Source organism: Vibrio sp. 10N.261.51.F12 (assembly GCF_041471725.1).
GTDB lineage: Bacteria > Pseudomonadota > Gammaproteobacteria > Enterobacterales > Vibrionaceae > Vibrio.
Window position 1 is genome coordinate 57,540 of record NZ_JBFROV010000005.1, and the last position, 21,250, is coordinate 78,789.

At 42.7% G+C, this 21,250-nt stretch carries 16 protein-coding genes; 7 read left to right on the forward strand and 9 right to left on the reverse strand.

The features are described from left to right. Window positions 1-187 precede the first annotated feature (187 nt). The 3 genes from AB4405_RS02890 to AB4405_RS02900 all read right to left on the reverse strand — a co-directional run bounded on the left by AB4405_RS02890 (window position 188) and on the right by AB4405_RS02900 (window position 3,103). Window positions 188-733, reverse strand: coding sequence for a sugar O-acetyltransferase (locus AB4405_RS02890; protein WP_372059553.1), 546 nt, complete (start codon window positions 731-733; stop codon window positions 188-190). A gap of 235 nt (window positions 734-968) precedes the next feature. Next, window positions 969-1,601 (reverse strand): heme-binding beta-barrel domain-containing protein, encoded by a 633-nt coding sequence (locus AB4405_RS02895; protein ID WP_372059554.1) that lies wholly within the window; start codon window positions 1,599-1,601, stop codon window positions 969-971. A gap of 419 nt (window positions 1,602-2,020) precedes the next feature. Further along, window positions 2,021-3,103, reverse strand: a complete 1,083-nt coding sequence (locus AB4405_RS02900) for a glycerol dehydrogenase (RefSeq protein ID WP_372059555.1) — start codon at window positions 3,101-3,103, stop codon at window positions 2,021-2,023. Between the two features lie 350 nt (window positions 3,104-3,453). On the opposite strand from AB4405_RS02900, the gene dhaK reads away from it, so the two are divergent. The 4 genes from dhaK (at window position 3,454) to AB4405_RS02920 (ending at window position 8,757) form a co-directional block, all read left to right on the forward strand. Beyond that, entirely contained in the window at window positions 3,454-4,512 is a 1,059-nt protein-coding gene (gene dhaK, locus AB4405_RS02905) for a dihydroxyacetone kinase subunit DhaK (RefSeq protein ID WP_102469249.1), read from the forward strand. 14 nt (window positions 4,513-4,526) lie between these two features. Further along, entirely contained in the window at window positions 4,527-5,162 is a 636-nt protein-coding gene (gene dhaL, locus AB4405_RS02910) for a dihydroxyacetone kinase subunit DhaL (RefSeq protein WP_102469248.1), read from the forward strand. Between the two features lie 3 nt (window positions 5,163-5,165). Continuing rightward, the gene (gene ptsP, locus AB4405_RS02915) at window positions 5,166-7,574 is read left to right on the forward strand and encodes a phosphoenolpyruvate--protein phosphotransferase (protein ID WP_372059556.1); all 2,409 of its coding nucleotides are present in this window, start codon (window positions 5,166-5,168) and stop codon (window positions 7,572-7,574) included. 193 nt (window positions 7,575-7,767) lie between these two features. Beyond that, complete coding sequence (locus tag AB4405_RS02920; protein WP_372059557.1) at window positions 7,768-8,757, forward strand: 2-hydroxyacid dehydrogenase; 990 nt, start codon at window positions 7,768-7,770, stop codon at window positions 8,755-8,757. Window positions 8,758-8,972: 215 nt separating this feature from the next. Here the strand turns inward: AB4405_RS02920 and AB4405_RS02925 are convergent, their stop codons facing one another. The 3 genes from AB4405_RS02925 to AB4405_RS02935 all read right to left on the reverse strand — a co-directional run bounded on the left by AB4405_RS02925 (window position 8,973) and on the right by AB4405_RS02935 (window position 12,328). After that, window positions 8,973-10,445 (reverse strand): phosphatidylserine/phosphatidylglycerophosphate/cardiolipin synthase family protein, encoded by a 1,473-nt coding sequence (locus tag AB4405_RS02925; RefSeq protein WP_372059558.1) that lies wholly within the window; start codon window positions 10,443-10,445, stop codon window positions 8,973-8,975. Between the two features lie 416 nt (window positions 10,446-10,861). Further along, window positions 10,862-11,296, reverse strand: a complete 435-nt coding sequence (locus AB4405_RS02930) for a hypothetical protein (RefSeq protein WP_372059559.1) — start codon at window positions 11,294-11,296, stop codon at window positions 10,862-10,864. A 117-nt stretch (window positions 11,297-11,413) separates the two neighbouring features. Further along, on the reverse strand, window positions 11,414-12,328 hold the full coding sequence (locus AB4405_RS02935; RefSeq protein WP_372059560.1) for a LysR family transcriptional regulator: 915 nt from the start codon (window positions 12,326-12,328) through the stop codon (window positions 11,414-11,416). Between the two features lie 335 nt (window positions 12,329-12,663). Between AB4405_RS02935 and AB4405_RS02940 the strand changes: the two genes are divergently transcribed. From AB4405_RS02940 to AB4405_RS02950, 3 genes are all read left to right on the forward strand, one after another. Next, window positions 12,664-14,268, forward strand: coding sequence for a hypothetical protein (locus AB4405_RS02940; RefSeq protein WP_372059561.1), 1,605 nt, complete (start codon window positions 12,664-12,666; stop codon window positions 14,266-14,268). Between the two features lie 57 nt (window positions 14,269-14,325). Beyond that, window positions 14,326-15,498: a patatin-like phospholipase family protein gene (locus AB4405_RS02945; protein WP_372059562.1), complete on the forward strand. Its 1,173-nt coding sequence runs from the start codon at window positions 14,326-14,328 to the stop codon at window positions 15,496-15,498. Between the two features lie 111 nt (window positions 15,499-15,609). Beyond that, window positions 15,610-16,800, forward strand: a complete 1,191-nt coding sequence (locus tag AB4405_RS02950) for a BamA/TamA family outer membrane protein (RefSeq protein WP_372059563.1) — start codon at window positions 15,610-15,612, stop codon at window positions 16,798-16,800. 788 nt (window positions 16,801-17,588) lie between these two features. Here AB4405_RS02950 and pdxY read toward each other — a convergent pair. The 3 genes from pdxY to AB4405_RS02965 form a co-directional block, all read right to left on the reverse strand. Continuing rightward, on the reverse strand, window positions 17,589-18,446 hold the full coding sequence (gene pdxY, locus AB4405_RS02955) for a pyridoxal kinase PdxY (protein ID WP_372059564.1): 858 nt from the start codon (window positions 18,444-18,446) through the stop codon (window positions 17,589-17,591). A gap of 514 nt (window positions 18,447-18,960) precedes the next feature. After that, window positions 18,961-20,355: an FUSC family protein gene (locus AB4405_RS02960; protein WP_372059565.1), complete on the reverse strand. Its 1,395-nt coding sequence runs from the start codon at window positions 20,353-20,355 to the stop codon at window positions 18,961-18,963. A 6-nt stretch (window positions 20,356-20,361) separates the two neighbouring features. Continuing rightward, window positions 20,362-21,228 carry an efflux RND transporter periplasmic adaptor subunit gene (locus AB4405_RS02965; protein ID WP_372059566.1) on the reverse strand — a complete coding sequence of 289 codons (867 nt, stop codon included), beginning with the start codon at window positions 21,226-21,228 and terminating at the stop codon, window positions 20,362-20,364. Between the last annotated feature and the right edge of the window lie 22 nt (window positions 21,229-21,250).

Below are 21,250 nucleotides of genomic sequence, written 5' to 3' on the forward strand. Positions count from 1 at the left end.
TCTCTGCGCTAATGACGATGACAAGAATAGACAAGAACGCCGTTAGTGCAAATAGGCATCGTTGATGCTGACAGCGTTAGGCTTAGCGTAAAGAGCGTTATTATAATTATACTGGGTGTATAACCATCGACTGATGCTGAATGTTTAACATCAGTCACTGGATCGATTTGTATCGGTGCCTCGACGATCAGTTGCTGCGAATGACTTTGGCAGGGTTGCCCACACACACTGTGTTAGAGGGTAAATCCTTTACTACGACGCTACCAGCGCCAACAACGACATTGTTTCCAATGGTTACGCCTGGACAGACCGTGACATTGGCGCCAAGCCAAACGTCATGACCAAGTGTTATCGGCAATGCTGATTCAATACCGGAAGCGCGTTCTTTTGCGTCAAGAGGGTGTATCGCGGTCGCGAGAATAACGCCTGGGCCAAGAAGGCAATTGTCACCTGCGGTAATCGTGTTGCAATCAAGAAATGTGCAGCCGTGGTTGGCATAAAACCCTTTGCCGACTTTAATGTTGTAACCATAATCACAATGAAATGGCACGTTGAGATCGGCATCGGTCTCATAGCCCAATAGTGAATTGATGGTATCAGGAATTGTGGGATCGTCAGGGTGGCTCTGGTTTAATTTAAAACACAATAACTTGGCGTTCGTACGCTCGGATTTTAGTGCTTGTTCACTAGGGTCATAATTAACACCAGACAGCATCTTTTGTTTTTCGTTCATAGGATGAATTGATATCACTTAAGTCAGAATAAAGGATAACAACGCAACAAGGTTGTATTGTCATCATTTGTTAAATGGTCTTTAGGTTGGTCGACTGCGGATGAAAAGTCTCTATTCATAACGTGCCAATGAGAGGCTTTCGACTTACATCAGTACTGATGACGAGGGATGCCACACAATCTGCCATTCCCTCGCTCTCTATATGTGTAAGATACAATTAGGTCTCTATCGTACGCTAATTATTGGCTTTTACACGTTCAAGCACAGAAGAGTCAGTGTGGGCAAATTCGCCGTCGTAGATCTTCAACATGGTGGATTGAGAGTACGTCAGTGTATCACCCTCTATGTTAAGGTTCATGGTAAACCCTGTTGTGCTTGCTTTTTGTTGCATAAAATTAGACTCAGCAACACCACGGTCTGACATGGTCAGTGTCATGTTATTGCCTGCCGGTCCTTCTGCGGTGACACAAGTGGTTCTTGGCACACAGAAAGAGTTATAAACGACCTGATTTTCTTGATCGTATATGAAGTAACCGCGTTGATCATGAAATTTAGAGTCATCAGCTTTTCTAAAGACTTCTTGTTTGTAGTAGAGCGCCACCAGTGTTTGTTCACTCGCATTGACTGCGTCAGCGGCCACTTCAAAAGTCATGACTTCGTAAAAAGGAGTAATTGCGGGTGCGCCTTTTCCCTGCTCTGTGCCGGCTTGAGCGGGAGAGAGATCAACCCCGGTGTCGACGGTTTTCCAAGTCCCCACGAGTTGTGCGAGAGGACCAAATTCGAGGCCATCTATTACGGTGTGCTCTGCCAGTGAAAAGAGAGGGAATAACGCTAATGTACCTACTGCTAGTGTTGAGACTAGTTTCATTATGCTGTCCTTAGTTTTTATTATATAAATTAGTTGTTCTTAATCAATGATGAGCGTTATTACCACGTTCTTTACGGATAAATTAATGCGGTGTTCATTTATATTTCGAGCACAAACTCAGCTCTAACTTCATCATTGTAAAACAACATTACTAGTTATTAAGTGGAGGAAAATTAATCCAAATCATTATTAAGATGATAAAAGAGATTTAATTGAAATTAATGTTTAATAATTGTAAGTTTTTATTTCCTTGGTGAATCAATAGCTGTGCTTAAATATTGTATTTATAATATATCTAATGTGTGCATTGGTTGGGTATTGTTTGGACAAACATTATTTAACGGCACAAAAAAGGCCAGCATAATGCTGACCTTGTCTTTTGGGCGTTGACGCCAATTAAGACATTATTATGAGTGGTACTATTGGCCTAATTGATGCGCAGTCAAAATAGCGGCAAATACGCTATCTGCGGTGACTGGGAACGGCATATTATGAATGGTTTCACCTTCTGCGGTCGCACCTTCAGCAACTTCAAATAGTTTCTCTTTGTTGATCTCTTTGACACCCATATCAAACAAGTTGGTAGGTAATCCCACTTCGCGACAGAAAGTGAGCACGGTTTGGATTTCTTCCATTGGCGCATTTTCTAACACTAGTTGAACGAGGGTTCCGAATGCCACTTTTTCACCATGGTACAAGTGATGGCATTCTTCTAATTTGGTTAAACCATTATGGATGGCATGCGCTGCGGCGAGACCACTACTTTCAAACCCGATGCCACTAAGGTATGTGTTCGCTTCGATGATGTTTTCTACGGCGGTTGTACTTACGCCATTTTCTACTGCGATTTTTGCTTTCACACCATCTTCAAGCAACGTCTCATAACACAGTTTTGCGAGCGCTTGTGCAGAGCGGGTCGGCGCGCCACCTGCCATCGTTGGTTTTCCTGATGTCATGTTTGCACGGGCTTCAAAGTACGTAGAAAGCGCGTCACCCATACCAGATACCAACAGCCTTACCGGTGCACCAGCAATGACTTTCGTATCCATTACGACCATATCTGGGTTTTGTGGGAACAGCAGATATTCTGCAAACTCGCCTTCTGGGGTGTAGATAACAGCAAGCGCACTTGTTGGAGCGTCGGTAGAGGCAATAGTAGGGACCACAACCACAGGAATCTTCGTATAGAAAGCAACAGATTTCGCAGTATCAAGCGTTTTACCACCACCAATGCCGATGATGACATCATTTTTCTGTGTTGCGCAGATATCCGTTAGGCGGTCAATTTCTAAGCGTGAGCACTCACCATTAAATATGTCCATCGCAAGCGGCATGTCTTCATTAATAAAGCTATCTTTTACTGTGTCGCCGACTAGGCCTGTTACGAACTCATCGGCAATCGCTAGAGGGTTTGCGCCGAGGGCTTTGACATATGTCGCAATAGAGCCTAATACGTTTTCACCTTGAACATACTTACTTGGGCTAATAATAATCTTGTCCATTTTTCTAGACCTTTTATTTTAAGTTAATAGTTATTTTTGTTTCAACGTTGGCTTCATCTTAAAGAGGGGCAGTGCATTATCGAAAGCATTTACCAAAGTGAGATCCGATTGTTTGACGTGGCTAACAAAGCGCGTTTCGTACGAGAATTGGATTTGGCAATTATGCAGGGTGAGATCACCAAAGCGTCATTTTACTGAAAGTTACGTTTCATTTTGGAACGTTTGATTTTGTTATTTGTTCCATTTTGGAACGGTTTGTTTTTTATTGTCGAGTAGCCATTTATTTTTATGATGGATGAAAAGTTACCAGTATCCAATTAACGAACATAAAAATATAAGAGAAACAAAAGATGAAAAAATTAATTAATAGTGTCGAAGACGTTGTTAGAGAGCAGATGGAAGGTCTTGCCGCTTCTCGCCCTGAACTTAAAGTGAATTACGAGCCGCGTTATATGTGGCATGAAGAAACTCCGGGTCAAGTTGCCCTTGTTTCAGGCGGCGGTTGTGGTCATGAACCATTACATGCGGGCTTCATTGGCAAAGGTATGCTGACGGGGGCTTGTCCAGGTGAGGTGTTCACTTCGCCAACACCGGACCAAATGTATGAATGTGGTAACCAGGTGAATACGGGTGAGGGCGTGTTGTTTTTTATCAAGAACTACACCGGTGATGTTCTTAACTTTGAAACCGCTGTTGAACTACTGCATTTCGATGGTATTAAAGTCGGTTCAGTACTGATCGATGATGATGTTGCGGTAAAAGATAGCTTGTACACCGCAGGTCGACGTGGCGTCGCTGGTACGGTCCTCGTTGAAAAAATTGTGGGCGCAGCTGCAGCCAAAGGTTACTCACTAGAGCAATGTGAAGCGCTAGCGACTCGGATAAACAATCGTTGCCGTTCGTTTGGGGTGGCGTTAGATGCGTGCGTTGTACCTGCCGCTGGTAAGCCATCATTCACACTGGCGGATGATGAAGTTGAATTTGGTGTAGGCATCCATGGTGAGCCAGGCATCGAGCGTATTAAATTTACCAACGCTGACGAGCTTGTCGACAAAATGTTTGTTGAGCTGTCTGAAAATGACGGATACAGCCGCACTTTGCGTTTGTGGAACCGTGTCGAAGGTCAATGGGATGAAACATCATCAAAAATTGAAGATTTTGAAGCGAATCAAGAGTATATCGCCATTGTAAATGGCCTTGGAGCAACGCCGGAATCTGAGTTGTACGGTGTGTATCGTCGCTTGGCGCAAAACTGTGAAAAGGCAGGCTTTAATATTGCGCGCAACATGGTGGGTAACTATTGCACCTCGCTCAATATGGAAGGGGTATCTATTACGCTGCTTAAAGCAGATTCCGAAATGCTAGAACTGTTTGATGCTCCGGTTGATACAGCGGCGATTAAGTGGTAATTCGAGGTCAAATTATGCAAATTGAAAAACAACACATTTTAAACTGGCTTGAGCTTTGTGCGGTGTCATACGAAGAGAACCAAGATTTCTTAACGGATCTTGATCGTGATATCGGTGATGCTGACCATGGTCTTAATATGAATCGTGGTTTTAAGAAGGTTAAAGAAACACTGCCAAAAGTTGAAAAACAAAACATCGGCGCAATATTGAAAAATACCGGTATGACGCTTCTTTCTAGCGTTGGCGGTGCCAGTGGCCCTCTATACGGTACTCTGTTTATTCGCACGGCAGCCTCAGTTGGCAGTCGAGAATCCCTTACTTTTCAAGAATTGATTGATGATCTAAAAAGTGGCGTTGATGGCGTGATTTCACGTGGTAAAGCGGAGCAAGGTGACAAAACCATGTGTGATGTTTGGTTGCCTGTGCTTAATGGTACTAAAGCGTCTTTAGAAGAAGGGGTAAGCCCTGACCATCTATTGGACGAGATGGTGTTGCTTGCAGAGAAAAGTGTGGTTTCAACTATTGAGATGCAAGCCAGAAAAGGACGTGCAAGTTACCTTGGCGAACGCAGTATAGGTCATCAAGACCCTGGCGCGACATCGTCACTTCTAATGATTAAAGCGCTAAGACAGGCAATAGCAGGGAAATAAAGCATGGTAGGCATTGTAGTCGTATCGCATAGCCGCCTGTTAGCTGAAGGAGTGGCCGAATTGGCCACTCAAATGACGCAAGGCAAAGCGAATCTAGCGATAGCAGCAGGGATCGATGATCCTGAAAACCCAATTGGTACTGACGCGATTGCTGTCATGGGCGCCATTGAAGAAGTGTGTGACGACGGCGGCGCGATTGTATTGATGGACTTAGGGAGCGCATTACTGAGTACAGAAATGGCGCTGGAGCTCCTCGATGATGACATTCGCGATAAAGTGGTGTTGGTCTCGGCACCGATTGTTGAGGGAACGATGGCAGCAAGTGTTGCCGCCGCTGCTGGGCTTTCTATTCATGACGTTATTGCAGAAGCCACGAACGCATTAGATGTTAAGAAAGAACATTTAGGAGAAGAAGCGGCGACGAGTAAAATCACAGAGATGGACTGTCTATCCCATGAAGGCGAAGTATTATCGTTTAAATGGCTTGTTAAGAACCCTCATGGTATTCACGCGCGTCCGGCTGCTGCAATTGTTGGCTGCCTTGCCAGTTTTAGTGGTGACCTTCAGCTAGATAAAGAAGGCAAAAAAGCGAATGCGAAAAGTCTAAATAGTATCGCTAAGCTTGGTGTTCGATGTGATGAAAGTATGACGCTGTTTGCGTCTGGTGATGACGCACAGCTGGCGATTGATGCCTTTACTTTGCTTGCACAGCAACACTTTGGTGAGGCTGAAGCGGTGAATAACCCGACGCCAATGGTGGCAAACGAGCACCATGACGATGATGTTGCTGAGCAATCTCAGCAAGACATTGAAGGAGCCATTGTAGGGCTTAGCGTAAATGGTGGCATTGTCACTGCGCCCGCTGTGCTCTTTGCTCAAGAAGTGCCGGATGTTCCGACGCGTGCTTTTATTGGGGCGGAAGGTGAGCAGTCTAAGCTAAACAATGCAATGTCTTCGGTCAAGCAACACTTAGAGCAGCAAGCTAAGCTACCACATGGTGAAATATTTGCTGCACATGCCATGATGCTCGATGATCCCGAGTTACATCTTCATGCCGAGCGATTGATTCTAGAGGGCAACATTGCAGAGCGAGCATGGTGTGATGTGACTACTGAATTGGCACTGCAGTATAAACGCGCTGAAAGTGATTATATGCGTGAGCGTGAAGCTGATGTTTATGATATTGCTCGACAAGTCATGATTGCGCTCACGGGAGCAGTACCAAAAGCGCTCACTATAAGTGAACCGAGTATCTTGTTAGCTCGAGATCTGATGCCATCTGATGTAGCAGGATTAGACAAGTCGAAAGTGCTAGCAATTTGTTTAAGTGAAGGCGGAAAAACGTCGCACAGCGCCATTCTAGCGCGTGCGATGGGTATCCCTGCCATTGTTAAAGCGACAGGCTGCACGGACCAAGTAAAAACCGGTGCCCAGGTGACCGTTGATGGCTTTAGTGGTTTGTTGTGGGTCACGCCTTCCACATCGATACAAGAAGAACTAAACAATAAACGTCAAGAATGGCTTGCCAAGCAAGAGGCCGCGTTAAAGAATGCACTTGAAGCAGCGGCCACTCAAGACGGTACCGCGATTCAAGCTCTGGCCAATATTGGCGGTCCTGAAGATGTGGCACAAGCACTAGAGAATGGTGCGGAAGGTGTGGGTTTATTTAGAACTGAGTTTCTATTTCAGGCAAGTGATGCACTGCCAACAGAAGACGAACAGTTCCAAATTTACCGAGATATCGCGCAATCATTTGGCGATAAACCAATCACAATCCGCAGCCTCGATGTTGGTGGAGATAAACCATTAGCCGCGTACCCAATGCCACAAGAAGAGAACCCATTTTTGGGACTTCGAGGCGTGCGTTTATGCTTAACACATGAAGCGCTTTTTGAAACCCAATTAAGAGCCGTGCTCCGTGCTCATGCTGAGCAATCCAATATACAGTTGATGATTCCGATGATAGCGACGGTTGGTGAAATTCATCGCGTCAAAGCGCTGATTAATCGAGTACAAGAGCAACTTCATATTGTAGGCAACGCGCTACCAGTTGGCATTATGATTGAGGTACCGGCTGCGGTATTTAATGCAGATGCATTAGCAAAAGAAGTGGATTTCTTCTCGATTGGCACCAACGATTTAACTCAATATGTTATGGCCGCAGATCGAGGCAATAGCGATGTTGCTGAGTTGGTGAATTACTTTGAACCGGCGGTCCTTAATGCCATAAAAATAACGATCGAGGCGGCTAACAGAGCCGGTATTCCGGTCAGTATGTGCGGTGAAATGGCGGGAGATGTGACTGCAACAGAGTTACTGCTTAGTTTTGGTCTGAGGAAATTCAGTGCCAGCTCGACGTTGTTGCCCGCATTGAAACAGAAAGTTAGAAACGTGAATATGGCGATCGTATAGTCGCCATCAGCCATCAATGCTAAACCCAAGCCCAAGCCTAGTCGCTTGGGCTTTTTTATGGCGGTCGTACTCAAAATATCAAATGGCCAAATGGTGACTATTTACCATTTGCATTATGCCCCTGCAGGTTATCAGTGTTTTAATTGCTAAATGTCTGATATAACAAATGCCTATGTTCTAGTTAGGAGTCATTATGTTGAACGTCGCATTCTTTAGTACTAAATCATACGATGAGCAGTCTTTTAATCGCTCAAATGACACAAGTCAGATGACCTTTCACTTTTACGATTTCCGCTTAACTGAGAAAACCGCAAAGCTAGCAAAAGGATGTGAGGTTGTTTGCGCCTTCGTCAATGATGACTTGTCCAAGCCGGTATTAGAGCACCTATCAGTAAGAGGTGTGAAGCTCATTGTTATGCGATGTGCCGGTTTCAATAATGTTGACGTTGAAGCAGCAAAAGCGCTGGGTATTCAAGTCGCGCGAGTGCCTGCCTACTCACCAGAAGCCATTGCTGAGCATGCTGTGGGACTGATGATGACCTTGAATCGTCGTTTTCATAAGGCGTATCAGCGTACTCGCGACGCTAATTTTAATCTTGAAGGATTAGTTGGCTTTAATTTTCATGGTAAGACTGCGGGTATCGTCGGTACGGGAAAAATAGGCTTAGCGACTATTCGAATTCTTCGTGGCCTTGGTATGAATGTCCTGTGTTTCGACCCTTATCCTAATCCGCTGGTTACCGATCTTGGCGCAACCTATGTGGATCTCGATACGCTGTTTTCGAAATCTGATGTCATTTCTCTGCATTGTCCGATGACGCCTGAGAATTATCACCTTCTTGATGAAACCGCGTTTAGTAAAATGAAAAAAGGCGTGATGTTAATCAACACCAGTCGCGGGGAGTTACTGGATTCGAGTGCCGCTATTGAGGCCCTAAAACAAGGCAAGATAGGGGCATTAGGTCTTGATGTTTACGACAATGAAAAAGAGCTATTTTTCCAAGACAACTCAAATGACGTGATAGTAGACGATATTTTCCGCCGCTTGTCAGCTTGTCATAATGTGATATTTACGGGTCATCAAGCATTTTTGACTCAAGATGCGTTAGCGAACATTGCGGATGTGACGCTCAGTAATGTTCGTTTGTTTGAACAACAAGCCACAAATGCTAATTTTCTTTAGGAGCTAGGAGCTAGGAGCTAGGAGCTAGGAGCTAGGAGCTAGGAGCTAGGACCCAGGACTTGGCAGGAGTACCTACTGGCAAAGACACGTTGCGGTGAAGCGATGCAATAAAGAAGTGGCGCACAAGTTGTCCATCTATTGAAGGTGCTTATTACGTACCTCCTACTCTAGGTGAACGTCAGCAAAGCCATAAGAAGTGAAATCACTCAGATAGATTAAAGTTCAGATTCAATGTTTAAGCTTCGAAATAGGGCGTTGCTTACTGGGCTTAGTAGCGTTGTACCAGGTTCTTTGGTGATTTTTTGTATATCGCTTTCCCATGATGTGTCGTTTTTATCTTGTTGAACATGCCAATAATAAGAATGGTCTTCGGAGAACAAGTAACGCTTTAATTGTTCGGCAAACGCTTCGCTTTCAATGACTATTCCAAACTCAAGGTTAAGAAAATCTGAGCGAGGATCGAAATTTGACGAACCGACGTAACTCAAAATGCTGTCCAAGATAAACGCTTTATTGTGGAAGTGTCCGCTAGCAGAATGATAGTTGTCGCGATGGGTCGCGTCGGTGTCATATTCATAAATATTAACACCTAAATCAAGCAACCCCTGACGATGCTGCGCGTAATAAGCAGGTACAAATGGTGAGTCGTTTGATGCGGCTGAATTGGTAAACAGCGTGACATCGGCACCATGATTAATAAAATCAGGGATGACCTTAAACCCATCATTATGCGGTATCAAATAGGGGGTCGAAATAATCAACTCCTCTTTTTTACTTGGATAGCGATAAACAAAATGTTCTAAGCGCTTTTTGAAGTAAGGCATGGAGGTGCCGACCTTGTCTACCGAGTCAAAAATAGGGGTGATTTTGGCCGGGACGTAAATAGCGTCATCAAGCGCATTGACTTCAGATTCAATACGGGTGACCAATGCCTGATTTTGTTCCACTGACTTGGTGACCGCTTGAGTCAATTCGTCACTATTTTGTTTTTTTGATGTTATTAGTGCTTCTATCGGTGTGACTAAGTCGTTCTCCCACAATGCCAAAAAGTTTTCTTCGAAAGGGTTAATGACTTGGCCCTTAATTAGGGTATCTAAATCGAAAAAATTATTTTTAGGTTTGAAACTAAAGTAATCATCACCAATGTTGCGCCCCCCTAGAATCAGCACCTCGCCATCGATGTTGAAGTATTTTTCATGTAGACGGTGGTTGAGTTGTGCTTTGTTGCTTTGATAATCAAACGACCGACCTAACCAGTTTGTTTTTCTCGACTTAAAAGGGTTGAAAATACGGATGTCGAGATTGGGGGTTTGGTTAGCGGACGCCAGCCATGTTTCGTTAAATATGAGTAAATCATCAAGGATAATTCGTACCTTTACTCCGCGCTTTGCCGCTTGTGTTAATGCGTCCATTAGCATTAAACCTGATACGTCCTTAGTCCACGAAAAATATTCGATGTCGATTGATTTTTGCGCGGTACGAACAAGGGCTAAACGTTGTGCAAACGCCTGAGGCGCAGAAGAAATTAATGACACTTCTCCGTGGAAGGTCTGATATTGCCAATCACTTTCAAAATTATTGTCTACCTGCGGCTGATGGGTGGCACAACCTGAGATTAAAGCGAAGAGAAATAATACCGTGATTAATTGACGGTTTGTTTTCTGAAGAATAGAGCTCATTAAATTCATTGGCTTTCCTAGTAATTGAGTCCATTCAATGAGGTGTGATTTTTGATTAAACGGTGGCAAAACATCGCTCCCAAAGTGCTACCGAACGTCCTTCCACACACGTGGTACTTTGAGTGTCGGTTTTTTAACCTTTTTCTTAGCGACGACATCACCAATAGCAGTTGGTGAACAGGTTTCAATATGTCGTTTTACGACATAAAAAACCTCGAATTCATATTTATACTCGCAATAAAGATGTTCGCCTTTAATAAACTGGTCAGAAAGTTGTCCAGTTAATGTCGTACTATCAGTGGACTGAGCTAAAGTGAACGGCGTTATTAGTATGCTGATGAAAAGTGAAAATTGTTTTCTTATCATGACTATTTAGCCTGTTTCTAATACAGAAACAGGCTCTATTACATCGTAGGGCAGGGTGGTTACTTGTATTCGATCACTTTCGCGACAAACTCAACCATATCTGAATTACCGACCGTGTTTTGATAGAAGTCGACCGAGAAATATTTAGGTTGATCACGTTCGATGTGCTTAATAATGTTTTTGCTAATTTGATTTGGATTGATCGCGCTGTAAACATGGAACTTTTTGATTTTTTCCAAGTTCATTTCTTTAGCTTGAACTGACGAAATGTATCGTTCACTGAAGTTTTCTTCTAATGTACCGACATATTGGATCGTTTCGAAGTTTGCTGATTGTTCCGTAACAATGAAAAGGCCAACATCAGCAGTTTGTTGCTCAAGGTGGCTCATTTCTTCATTAATGATATCGAGATTTTGCTCAGCGCTAAGGTGTGGTTGTGCAAATACACTGGCAGAGGCACTTGCGATCATGGCCGAAAAAAGTAGTTTGTTCATGGGTATCCTTTCGAAAATGTGGTGTAGAACTCGAAAGGATAATAATCGGACAAATAAAATAAAGACAATCGCTTATGGAGGACTAAAGCCTCGCAAACGGTACATGCAAGCTTAAAATTAGCTTAGGCCTGCATTTTTGTTCACGCGCTCTACATAACTGACTAATGCGCTGGCAATCTCGCTATGTAATGTGCTTAGCTGCTTGGAATGAGGGGAGCAAATCGCCACAGGGACTCGAAAAGGCTCTCTTACTACGTCGGTTTCAATTTCAACAAGCCCGTGGCCATCAAAGTCGGTGTAAGTAATAGCTCTGGGTAGCATTGCCCAGCCAACATTGTGTTGAACGAGTTCCATCGCGACAGTAAGCTGATCAACATACTCATGATCCGCAGACATAATAATTTTTTCTCCCATTTTGTCATCAAGTAGGCTTTTTATAATCAGTTGTTTCTTCGTTTTGAGTAAACCCCAGCGTTCGGATTTAGGCGCTTTGACTATGTCGCTGTCTTCTGAGGTATAGATGCTGAAAGTGAGGTTATTAATCAAGGTCGATTGGATGCTACTAATCATGCGTCGGTCGTCCGCATTGATAAGCCCGAACTGAATTTCATCCGCCAAAATACCATCACGAATCTCTTGCCGACTTTTTACCGAGAAATTCACTTTCATTGTGGGATGAAGTTCGAGTAATCGGACTCGAATTGCACGGATTGCACTGGGTGGAATAAAGCTATTATAAGCAATATTAATGCTTTCTAGCTCACCAAAAGATAGGCTAAGCGCCACTTTATCGAATGAGCGAGCTTGTTCTACAACGAGCTTTGCGTAGGAATAAAGAAGCTTAGCATCTTCAGTAGGTTTGGCTGTTCGGCCTATTCTTTGGAACAGCTCAACCGCCAATTCATCCTCAAGGTTATTGATGACTTGCCCGATAGTGGTTCGGTGCTTGTCGAGTTGAACCGCTGCTTTGCTAAATGATCCTTGTTCATAGACTGCCACGAAGCTGTTTAACTGCTCAATGCTAAAATTCATAGTGTTTGTTCCCAATCCTGTAATGTGTCGATCAGCCGCATAATTGTCAACAAGATAACATGTAGTCAAGATGATCAACACTGCGAACCGAACATGAACGAGTATAGTCATGAGGGTTACATCCTACAAACGCGATTCACCACTTTTGGGTATCAAGCATATTATATGCCCAACAACGAAGTGGTTACTTGTTTGTGTGCGTTTCATTTTATTAATGCAGTTTTAGCGCGCCAAGATAACACTTTATTTATAATTACGGATACAAGGAATTGTATATCGTAAAATAATTAACTAACGGACTTATAGTTTTGACTTCCGTTAATTAAGGTAATTAAATGTTCAAGCTTAAAAATAAAATGACTCGCACTCTTATTTCTATTTTCCCTTTGGCTTTTTCTGGTGCAGTTATTGCGAATACCGATGCTGAAAATGTTGACGCTTTACCATCAAAGCCAGCAACGATGGAAGAATATGGGGTTCCTAAGTATCTACCAAAGTTGGGAATTAGCGCGATGGTACAGGAGTTACACTTTGTTGAACATGCGCGAAAAAAAGTAACGATTGGTGATAAAGTTCGCGAATCAGAAGTTTTCCTTGTTCAGACTACGGATAAAAAAGGGAATATTGATTTACGAATTAAATATAACCCAGATAATGTGAACGAAAATGAAGATTTGTTAGAGAACATTGAATCTATTACAAAGGCCGAATATCAAATGCGCCAATACGCTGAAATGTATGATAAAGAGTCGGTGAAAATTAAAGATATTGGTAATGGTGACCTTGAAATAACGTTTGATTATTCAAAATATACGTTGCCACAAGATTTGGCGTATTTTAGATTCATGCAAGGCAAGTTGTTGTTAACCGATGGCCAACCCGTATCTTTAATTGTGACTAATCGCCAGCCGTTTATGCAGGATAAATACTCGATTGAGACTTATCAACAGACGACGTTTTTTGCTACCTTGCTTAACGGGCGCACGGTGATTAAAGATAAAAAAATAACAGCGATTGGTAAACATAAGAAAAAAGCGGCGAAAATTGAAATTGATTTAACCCCGGTCGTTTATTACGACGATAACTTGGGGGCCGTAGTGAAGGATGAAGCACTGCTCACTAAAGTTTCGGATCCACGTATGAGAGAAGAATACGTAGAGTTGGACCGTACCTTCCCGCTAATGGCTGATATGGTAAGACGTCAGGGTATTGATGTACCACTACCGTTTGGTATTTCAATCGCTTATCGTAATCAAGATATGGACTTTAATTTTACTGATTTTAATATTATGGGGATGGGGCTCAATGAATTTTTTGATCCCGAACAAACAATAGCACATGTGACGGCGGAGTCTCTAACGATTCGGGGTGATGTCAATATTCTACCTTTTTGGAATGTGTTTGGGTACGTAGGACAAATCGATGTAAATGCAGTCATTGATGCGACATTTAAAGGACTGGATACTCCTTGGCCTTTGCCTGACTTGCCATCGGTGCAATTTGATGTGCCGCTTCATCTTCGGTACGACTTAATCGGCGCTGGTACGACATTGTCGATGGGCTATAAAGAATTTTTCGCTTCAGTAACGGGTACATACTCGCTGACTAGACTTAAGGGTAACAATAATGCTGATTGGGGGGATGGTATTGTAACGGTCCAACCGATGTTAGGTTATCAGCTACTTGACTATCGAGCGCAAATATTTATTGGTGCTGAGTATCAAGCATTAAAACCACGCATGAGCGGTAACCTAGGTATGGTCGATATTCCCGTTATTGGCGAAAAAGAATTTGATTATGACGTAGGTGTGAATCTAAATCAGTGGGCTTACCTCGTCGGTTTCAATAAGCAAATAGGCAAGCACTATAATTTAACGATGTTATATAACCGAGGCGAAACAAGAAATGCGCTAACCGTTAACTTGGGTTATCGATTCTAGTTGGATTAACTCGTCTGTTTCTTAATCTTATTTATATTATTTTGTTTGAGTTCTATTATGAAAACCAAATTTGGCATCGTTGTGCTGTCAGTATTGCTGTCTGCATGTTCAACACATCACGCTTTTGATGAGCGTGTTACTAAAGAAAATTATCAACTCGTTACCGTTAGTGGGACAGAAAAACTAAATTTAGAAGAACCGGTTCGATTTTGGGGTGGTGAAAAACCCGACTTTCTTACCTCTGATGTCGCGCATTCACCTGTGATTACGGTAAATGGTGACCGCTTAAACATCTTGGCGCTTTCTGGCGGAGGGGCGAATGGCGCATTTGGTGCCGGCGTGATAAATGGTTTATACGATGCTGGTGAACTCCCTGATTATTCAATCATTACAGGCATAAGCGCTGGCGCACTCATCGCTCCGTTTGTCTATACGGGAGGCGAGGATATTCACCAACTTAAAGAAGTCATGCTGGGGTTAGATGATGACAGAGTGTTGGGGAAAAAGAACTTCCTTAATACGTTGTTCAAAGATGCCTTTACCAATGGCCAGAGTTTGTTGTTATTAATGCAAGAGATCTATGACTCCGAAATGATTGAGCGTATGGCGGAGCGACATAGACAAGGCAAGCGTCTTTTCATTGGCACAACACATTTTGATTCTGGTCAGCAATCGGTATGGAATATTGGCCAAATAGCTGACAGCAACCTTGAAAACAAGGCGGATCTCATTCATCAAATACTGGCAGCAAGTGCGTCGATACCCGGCGTTTTTCCACCACAATTTATTTCGGTAAATTACGAAGGTGAGACGCTGGAAGAGTTACACGTTGATGGCGGGTTAACCTACCAAATGTTCTTTGACCCAGCGAATTACGACTATGGACAAATGAGCAAGGCGATGGGGCTAAAAAATAAGCCACAGGTCCATGTAATCAGAAACGGGACGTTGAAAAGCTCATATCAACGCGTTGCCGATAAGGGGGTCGACTTATTAACTCGAAGCATCACGAGTTTGACGTTACAACAAACTCGTGGAGATATGTATCGAATGCTCTATATGAGTAAAGAAAGTGATTTAGATATAGATTTTACTTATGTGGATCCTGAGTTTAAAGCGCACAAACAGAGCAAAAAAATGTTTGATGCTGAGTATATGGTTAACCTGTACAACTATGGTTATAGGAAAGCACAAGGTTTAAATCTTTGGACTAAAGAAGTTCCTCAATAACGATTAATTCTTTTATATATGAAAGAACAAACACTTTAATTTTAGCTCGATTAATATTCAAGAAAAGAAAATTTTCAATATTAATCGAGCTTTTTTACGCAAGACAATATTATGCCTATTAAACATCATCAACTTTTTTTATTTACTATAATTGGTCTGTTTTCTACACCAACGTTTGCAAATTTTTTAGACCCGATTGACGGCCAATTTGATATGGGCGACTACTTGGCCAATAATGCATACGGCTTTATGCCGATACCAATACTGATCACTGAACCTGCAGTAGGGGTCGGGGGCGGGTTTTTAGGCATGTTTCTCCATGAATCAGAGAAAGACAAACAGGATAGAAAAGCACATGCTTTAAGCTCACCGGACGGTGGGGCGCAATTACTAGCGCCCGCGATTACTGTCGCAGGTGGTGCCGTTACTGACAACGGAACCTGGATGGCTTTGGTTGCTCATCGTCATACGTGGAATGATGATAGCATTAGATACTTGGGAGGAATGGGATATGGCCATGCCAATATCGATGTTTTTCGTCGTGCCCCTGATAACTGGCCTATTGATGCATCACTGCAAATGTCGACGGCTAGCGAAGGTTTTCTACTAAAACAACATGTTGAATTCCGGCTACCCAAAACTCAGCTTTTTTTGGGTGTTTCACAAAGCGTGTCAACGTTCTCTACCAGTATAAATAGTGCGTCGGTTGACTTATCAGGTCATATTATCGATATCCCCAATATTTCACCGTCATTGCAAAGCACTGTATCTTCTCTTGGTGTGATAGCGGAACTGGATACAAGGAACAACTTGTTTTTTCCAACCAAAGGGGCGTCGATTGTCGCTGAGTATATGATTTATGATGAGGCACTGGGTAGTGATTACAACTATCACACTTTGGATGTGGACGCGTTCAAATATGTGCCCGTGAATGACTCGCTGACACTGGGGTTTGCAGGCTCGTACAGTTCACTAAAAACGGAAGAAGCGTTTTTGCCTCCACTGTCTAATCCGTATATCAATATGCGAGGGGTGGCGGCGTATAAATATCAAGGCAATGAAGTCAGCACTCTGCAAGCGCAAGCGATGTGGCACATGACTTCAAGATGGACTTTAACTGGTTTTTATGGCGTCGGGTCGGCGGCAGAAGAGTCCGAAGCGCTGTATGAAAGTACGGTAAGTGCGTATGGTGCTGGTTTTAGATACAACATTGCGCGTCGCTATGGATTAAATGTCGGTATGGACTACGCTATCAGCGAAGGTGAAGGCACACTTTATTTTCAAGTTGGGACAGGTTTTTAGTTGAGTTAAACCTCTCCTATACCGGGATTGATTTAAAACAATGTTGTTATTGCCGTGGCTTATTATAAGGCACGGCTTTTTTATACCTGTGACTGTGACTGTGACTGTGACTGTGACTGTGACTGTGACTGTGACTGTAATAAATAAATGGTAGTGGTAAATCGTGTGGCTAGCGTTTTGGATATAGAAAGTGAGCCAAGGTGTGCTTTGAGCGATGTTGAGTAAGGAGTGGCACCGTAGTCTCTGATAGGGAAATGAACGGACGGTCAGCAGGGCTGTTAAGTACATGACATTCCGATTAAGCGACCACAGAGAATTATTTAATGAGGTACATCAACACACGGTCTCGATTGATATCTGCGGGGTGCTTTGGCGGCGCTCGTGAGGGAATGATAGCAGAAAAATTGGGCATCCTTTCCCAATACAAGAGCATGGCTCAAAACGTTATGTCCATTCACAAAAATTCATTACATTACCAAGAAGTGTAGTTAACTTGGTCGTCAGATTATAAGTGGGTATGGGTCAACGTGATAATCGTATTTGAAGGATTAAGCCCTTCAAATTGCCTGTTTCTAGATTAGCAGAAAGGGGAGTGATAACGCGCTGTTTACGAAGAGACGTATCAGGCATGTATTTGAACTAAAGTGAGGAGTCAGTAGTGAGCAGCAGTGCTCACTACATAATGAGCGTTTGAGAAGTCAAAACGAACGGTCCGATAACCGTGTTTAGAATATTCCGTATCGTCTGTTTTGAAGAGCAATACCTTGCGAGAACACAAGGTATTATATCTAGTAGATGCGTTGAACCATAAAGCGGTCTTTGGGTTCGATGAGGCAATCTTGTGCAGAAACAATTTGAAGCTCTCGTACATTCTGTATATGAGTTTCTTTTAGTATGCCGTAGCAAGCATTGTTAGCGTATTCGAATGCTTTGTGCGCTTCTAGTCCACTTAACAAACCTGCGGTGAAAAGTGCGGAGATTAAATCACCAACTCCAACGGGTTGTTCGTCGAACTCAATGAAAGGCCTTTGAACCATATAACATAGGTCTTTCATTGCGAATAACATGGTGAAGACATTGTCTGAAATACTATGAAGGTGTTTCACCACGACCATTGTGGGACCTAGCGTCAATGCTTTTCGGCATGCTGAAATCGCATCTTGTAAGGACTCAATAGTAATGCCAGTAATGGCCGTTAACTCAAATTGATTGGGTACGAGAACGTCGGCAATCGGTGTTAGGTGTTCGATGATAGCATTGGTGACATCATCACTAATAACGTCTTCTTTGTTGGGGCCGCCCATCACGGGATCGCAAACGTAGATTGCATTTGGGTTTGAGCGTTTTACTTGCTTTACTAACTTTCTAATCTCAAGTGCTTGAGCGCCGTTAGTTAAATAACCGGACAATACACCTTGGCATTCACTTAATGCGCCAATTCGGTCGAGTCCTAACGTCAATTCACCGATTAAACTGGCGTTAAATTTGGTTCCTGTCCAACCTTGTTTGTATTGTGCGTTATTTGAAAATTGTACGGTATGGATTGGCCATACTTCGAACCCCAAACGTTGCAACGGAAAGACTGCAGCGCTGTTGCCAGCACGTCCGTAAACCACATGGGATTGAATGGAGATAATACCTTTCATAATATGCCTACTTAATTATGAGTTAGATTAAAAGTTGAGTGTTGAACTGAGCAAAGTAGTTATCGAGAACACGACGTCTTTCAGAGTGATAGTGGCCATACTTGTTAGGCAACATAATGAAAATCAGATGAATTTAATATAACCTTATAGTTAAATTCTGAATGATGTTCATATCTACATCAGTACTTTTTATCAGTGTTTTGTTTTAATTTATTAGGGTTGAATCTGTTTGCTAATTGTAGATCCCTTCCCTTTATAGGATCCTATAATAAAGTAATCATGATATTTAAAATAATCGTTTTTGATGGGCGAAACCATCGCAAATTAGGTTTTCTCTTATGCATCAGGCAATCAATTATTGTTTTTTTAGATTGTCATTTTTGTAGATTGTTACGTTCGTGGGTTGTTTGTAAGTTATTGTAAATTCCCATGATATGTTAAATATATAGGTTTATGCAAGTAGTGGCATTAATGCTATTGTCTTATTTTACGTTTGCGAATTATTTTGTTCGTTTTATGTAGGGATAATTCGATGAGGAAATAATACCTCGGTCTGAATTAAATCTATAAAAAACTTACAAATAGCCAGAGACATGAACACAAGAATAATCATGATGATTGGTGTTTGGATATCGTATGTTGGAGTCAGGTGCAACGTTCCATTAGTCAAAACGACAAGCAGTTGCCCACCTAACATTTTTTGTAAGGGTTGTTTAAGTATGTCGCATATTAACCAAATACAAAATAAATTAGCGAAATAGAAAGCAGCAAGCTGCCACGCTTCAGTCAGTACTGGCATAATCAATACAAATTGAATCAAAATGACGACCGAAAATACTAAGAAGCCGCCGATGACATGTTTAATCATGGATTTAGGCATGGTAACCAGTGAATTAGCAAGCACACACGCTAACATTGGGAACGTTGTGCCGCCTGGTACCGGTAGGTGTATCCATATCAAAAAACTTGTTGCGACAATACATGCGTTTTGTAGAACGGTCATGAGCCGTGCTTGGTAATTAGTAAATACAGTGAGTGTTGGCTTAGTTTGTTTAATGAGCACTTTACTTTCACGTTCCGTTAGCTCTAATAAGGCTGGTAGCGTCTTGCTTGAACAATCGCTTATGGCATTTTGAGTGAGAAGGCGCTTTATTGTTGAGTAGCGGTGTATCAATAACTGCTCAGATTCTGACGATTCTATTTCTCGTTCCGCACTTTCTATCAACGCAGCAAGCAAAATCTGATAGTTTTTCTTGTTACTTGCTAGATCATGGCTTCCGTTAAGTGGTAAAGATAACAAGGAAATAAGGCGTTTTTTTGCCGTGGAAAACTCGATGTCTGTTGACGATTTATCGAAGAAACTAGGGTACCGGGCACTTACGATTTTTTTCCGTATCGCTTCAAGTGCATCTTCAAACGAACTTTTGACCAACTGCTGGGTTTCTTGTTGCCCTAAGAAGGTGTAGACAAACGTGAAGACGAGAACGCCTAGTATGGTTTCTTGTAAACGAGTCACTGCTATCTGAAACGTTGCCACGTTATCAAGACCGCCAACCATCGCGATTAAGGTACAAACGGTCAGCGCCATTTTAAACAGGTAGCCGTGATATTGGCAGCCTGATAAATAGACCAGAATTGAAGATACCGAGATAAACGTCGCCATAAAGTAAATAGGGCTTTGTGGGAACAATGCGACGAGAATAACAGCAAGTATACTGCCGAGCGCGGCACCGAGTATGCGTTCCTTGCCTGTTTTAATTGAATGCCCAAATGATTCATTGGTTGCGAGAATGACGATGGTGGCGGCAGCCCAATATGGCTTTTCCCATCCAAGCCACAAGGCAATTAACAGGGCAGTAGGAACCGCTATGCTAATTTTTAATGCTTCTCTTATATCTAACTTACCCATATCAACCTACTGAGATTTATGCACTAAGACAGACGCTGTGGTTCCAACAATGAGGTTAAAGTCATCAGGTGTTTCTGTGAGTTTAACTTTAACCGGCACACGTTGAGCCAAGCGAATCCATTGGAAATTTGGATTAACGGTCGGAAGTAGGAAAGAACCAGTGCTCCCGTCTTGTTTTGAAATACCAAACCCCATGCTTTCTACATACCCATGTAATGGGGTATCTGGGTGTGACATGAGTGTCACTTGTGCTTCAGAACCCAGTCGGATGTTGCGAAGATCGGTTTCTTCAAAAAAACCTTCCACCCAAAAACTGTCATCTTCGATCAAGGCTACGACGGGTTGATTAGCGACAACTTGAGAGCCCTGCTGTAGATTCAGGTTGGTAATGAATCCATCTGTTGGTGCAACGACTGTTGTGAACTCTAGGTTAAGTTCAGCGACTTTTGTTGCTGCCGCTGCCGCTTTAACGTTGGCACTCGCGGTTTGTATGTCATTCTCTAGGTTGTTTAACGTTAATACAGGGACTGATCCGGGTTTGATTTTTTCAAGTGCCGCAGAGCGATGTTCCTGGTTTTTTGCACGGTCGAGTAAGGCTTTGGCTTGCAGTAAATTTGCACGGGCTTGATCAAGTGATGCGATAAAGACGCTTTGGTCTATTTCAAATAATACGTCTCCGGCTTTAACAAAATGATTGTCTTCGACATTTACTTGGGTAACCGGCCCTGTTACTCGCGGTGTGACCTCGATGATATGTGCTCGAATCTGTCCGTCTCTGGTCCATGGGTTTTCGATATAATCAGTGTAACGCTGTATACCGAAGTAAGCGGCGATGACAACAATTAATAACGATGAGAGTATTTTTTTTGACATGGGGAGTACCTTTTTTACGCTC

Coding starts and splice junctions, on each gene's coding strand:
- AB4405_RS02935 (WP_372059560.1), bottom strand. CDS start 12,328: ATGAATTTTAGCATTGAGCAGTTAAACAGCTTCGTGGCAGTCTATGAA.
- dhaK (WP_102469249.1), top strand. CDS start 3,454: ATGAAAAAATTAATTAATAGTGTCGAAGACGTTGTTAGAGAGCAGATG.
- AB4405_RS02895 (WP_372059554.1), bottom strand. CDS start 1,601: ATGAAACTAGTCTCAACACTAGCAGTAGGTACATTAGCGTTATTCCCT.
- AB4405_RS02965 (WP_372059566.1), bottom strand. CDS start 21,228: ATGTCAAAAAAAATACTCTCATCGTTATTAATTGTTGTCATCGCCGCT.
- AB4405_RS02920 (WP_372059557.1), top strand. CDS start 7,768: ATGTTGAACGTCGCATTCTTTAGTACTAAATCATACGATGAGCAGTCT.
- AB4405_RS02960 (WP_372059565.1), bottom strand. CDS start 20,355: ATGGGTAAGTTAGATATAAGAGAAGCATTAAAAATTAGCATAGCGGTT.
- AB4405_RS02940 (WP_372059561.1), top strand. CDS start 12,664: ATGTTCAAGCTTAAAAATAAAATGACTCGCACTCTTATTTCTATTTTC.
- ptsP (WP_372059556.1), top strand. CDS start 5,166: ATGGTAGGCATTGTAGTCGTATCGCATAGCCGCCTGTTAGCTGAAGGA.
- AB4405_RS02925 (WP_372059558.1), bottom strand. CDS start 10,445: ATGAATTTAATGAGCTCTATTCTTCAGAAAACAAACCGTCAATTAATC.
- dhaL (WP_102469248.1), top strand. CDS start 4,527: ATGCAAATTGAAAAACAACACATTTTAAACTGGCTTGAGCTTTGTGCG.
- pdxY (WP_372059564.1), bottom strand. CDS start 18,446: ATGAAAGGTATTATCTCCATTCAATCCCATGTGGTTTACGGACGTGCT.
- AB4405_RS02900 (WP_372059555.1), bottom strand. CDS start 3,103: ATGGACAAGATTATTATTAGCCCAAGTAAGTATGTTCAAGGTGAAAAC.
- AB4405_RS02890 (WP_372059553.1), bottom strand. CDS start 733: ATGAACGAAAAACAAAAGATGCTGTCTGGTGTTAATTATGACCCTAGT.
- AB4405_RS02950 (WP_372059563.1), top strand. CDS start 15,610: ATGCCTATTAAACATCATCAACTTTTTTTATTTACTATAATTGGTCTG.
- AB4405_RS02930 (WP_372059559.1), bottom strand. CDS start 11,296: ATGAACAAACTACTTTTTTCGGCCATGATCGCAAGTGCCTCTGCCAGT.
- AB4405_RS02945 (WP_372059562.1), top strand. CDS start 14,326: ATGAAAACCAAATTTGGCATCGTTGTGCTGTCAGTATTGCTGTCTGCA.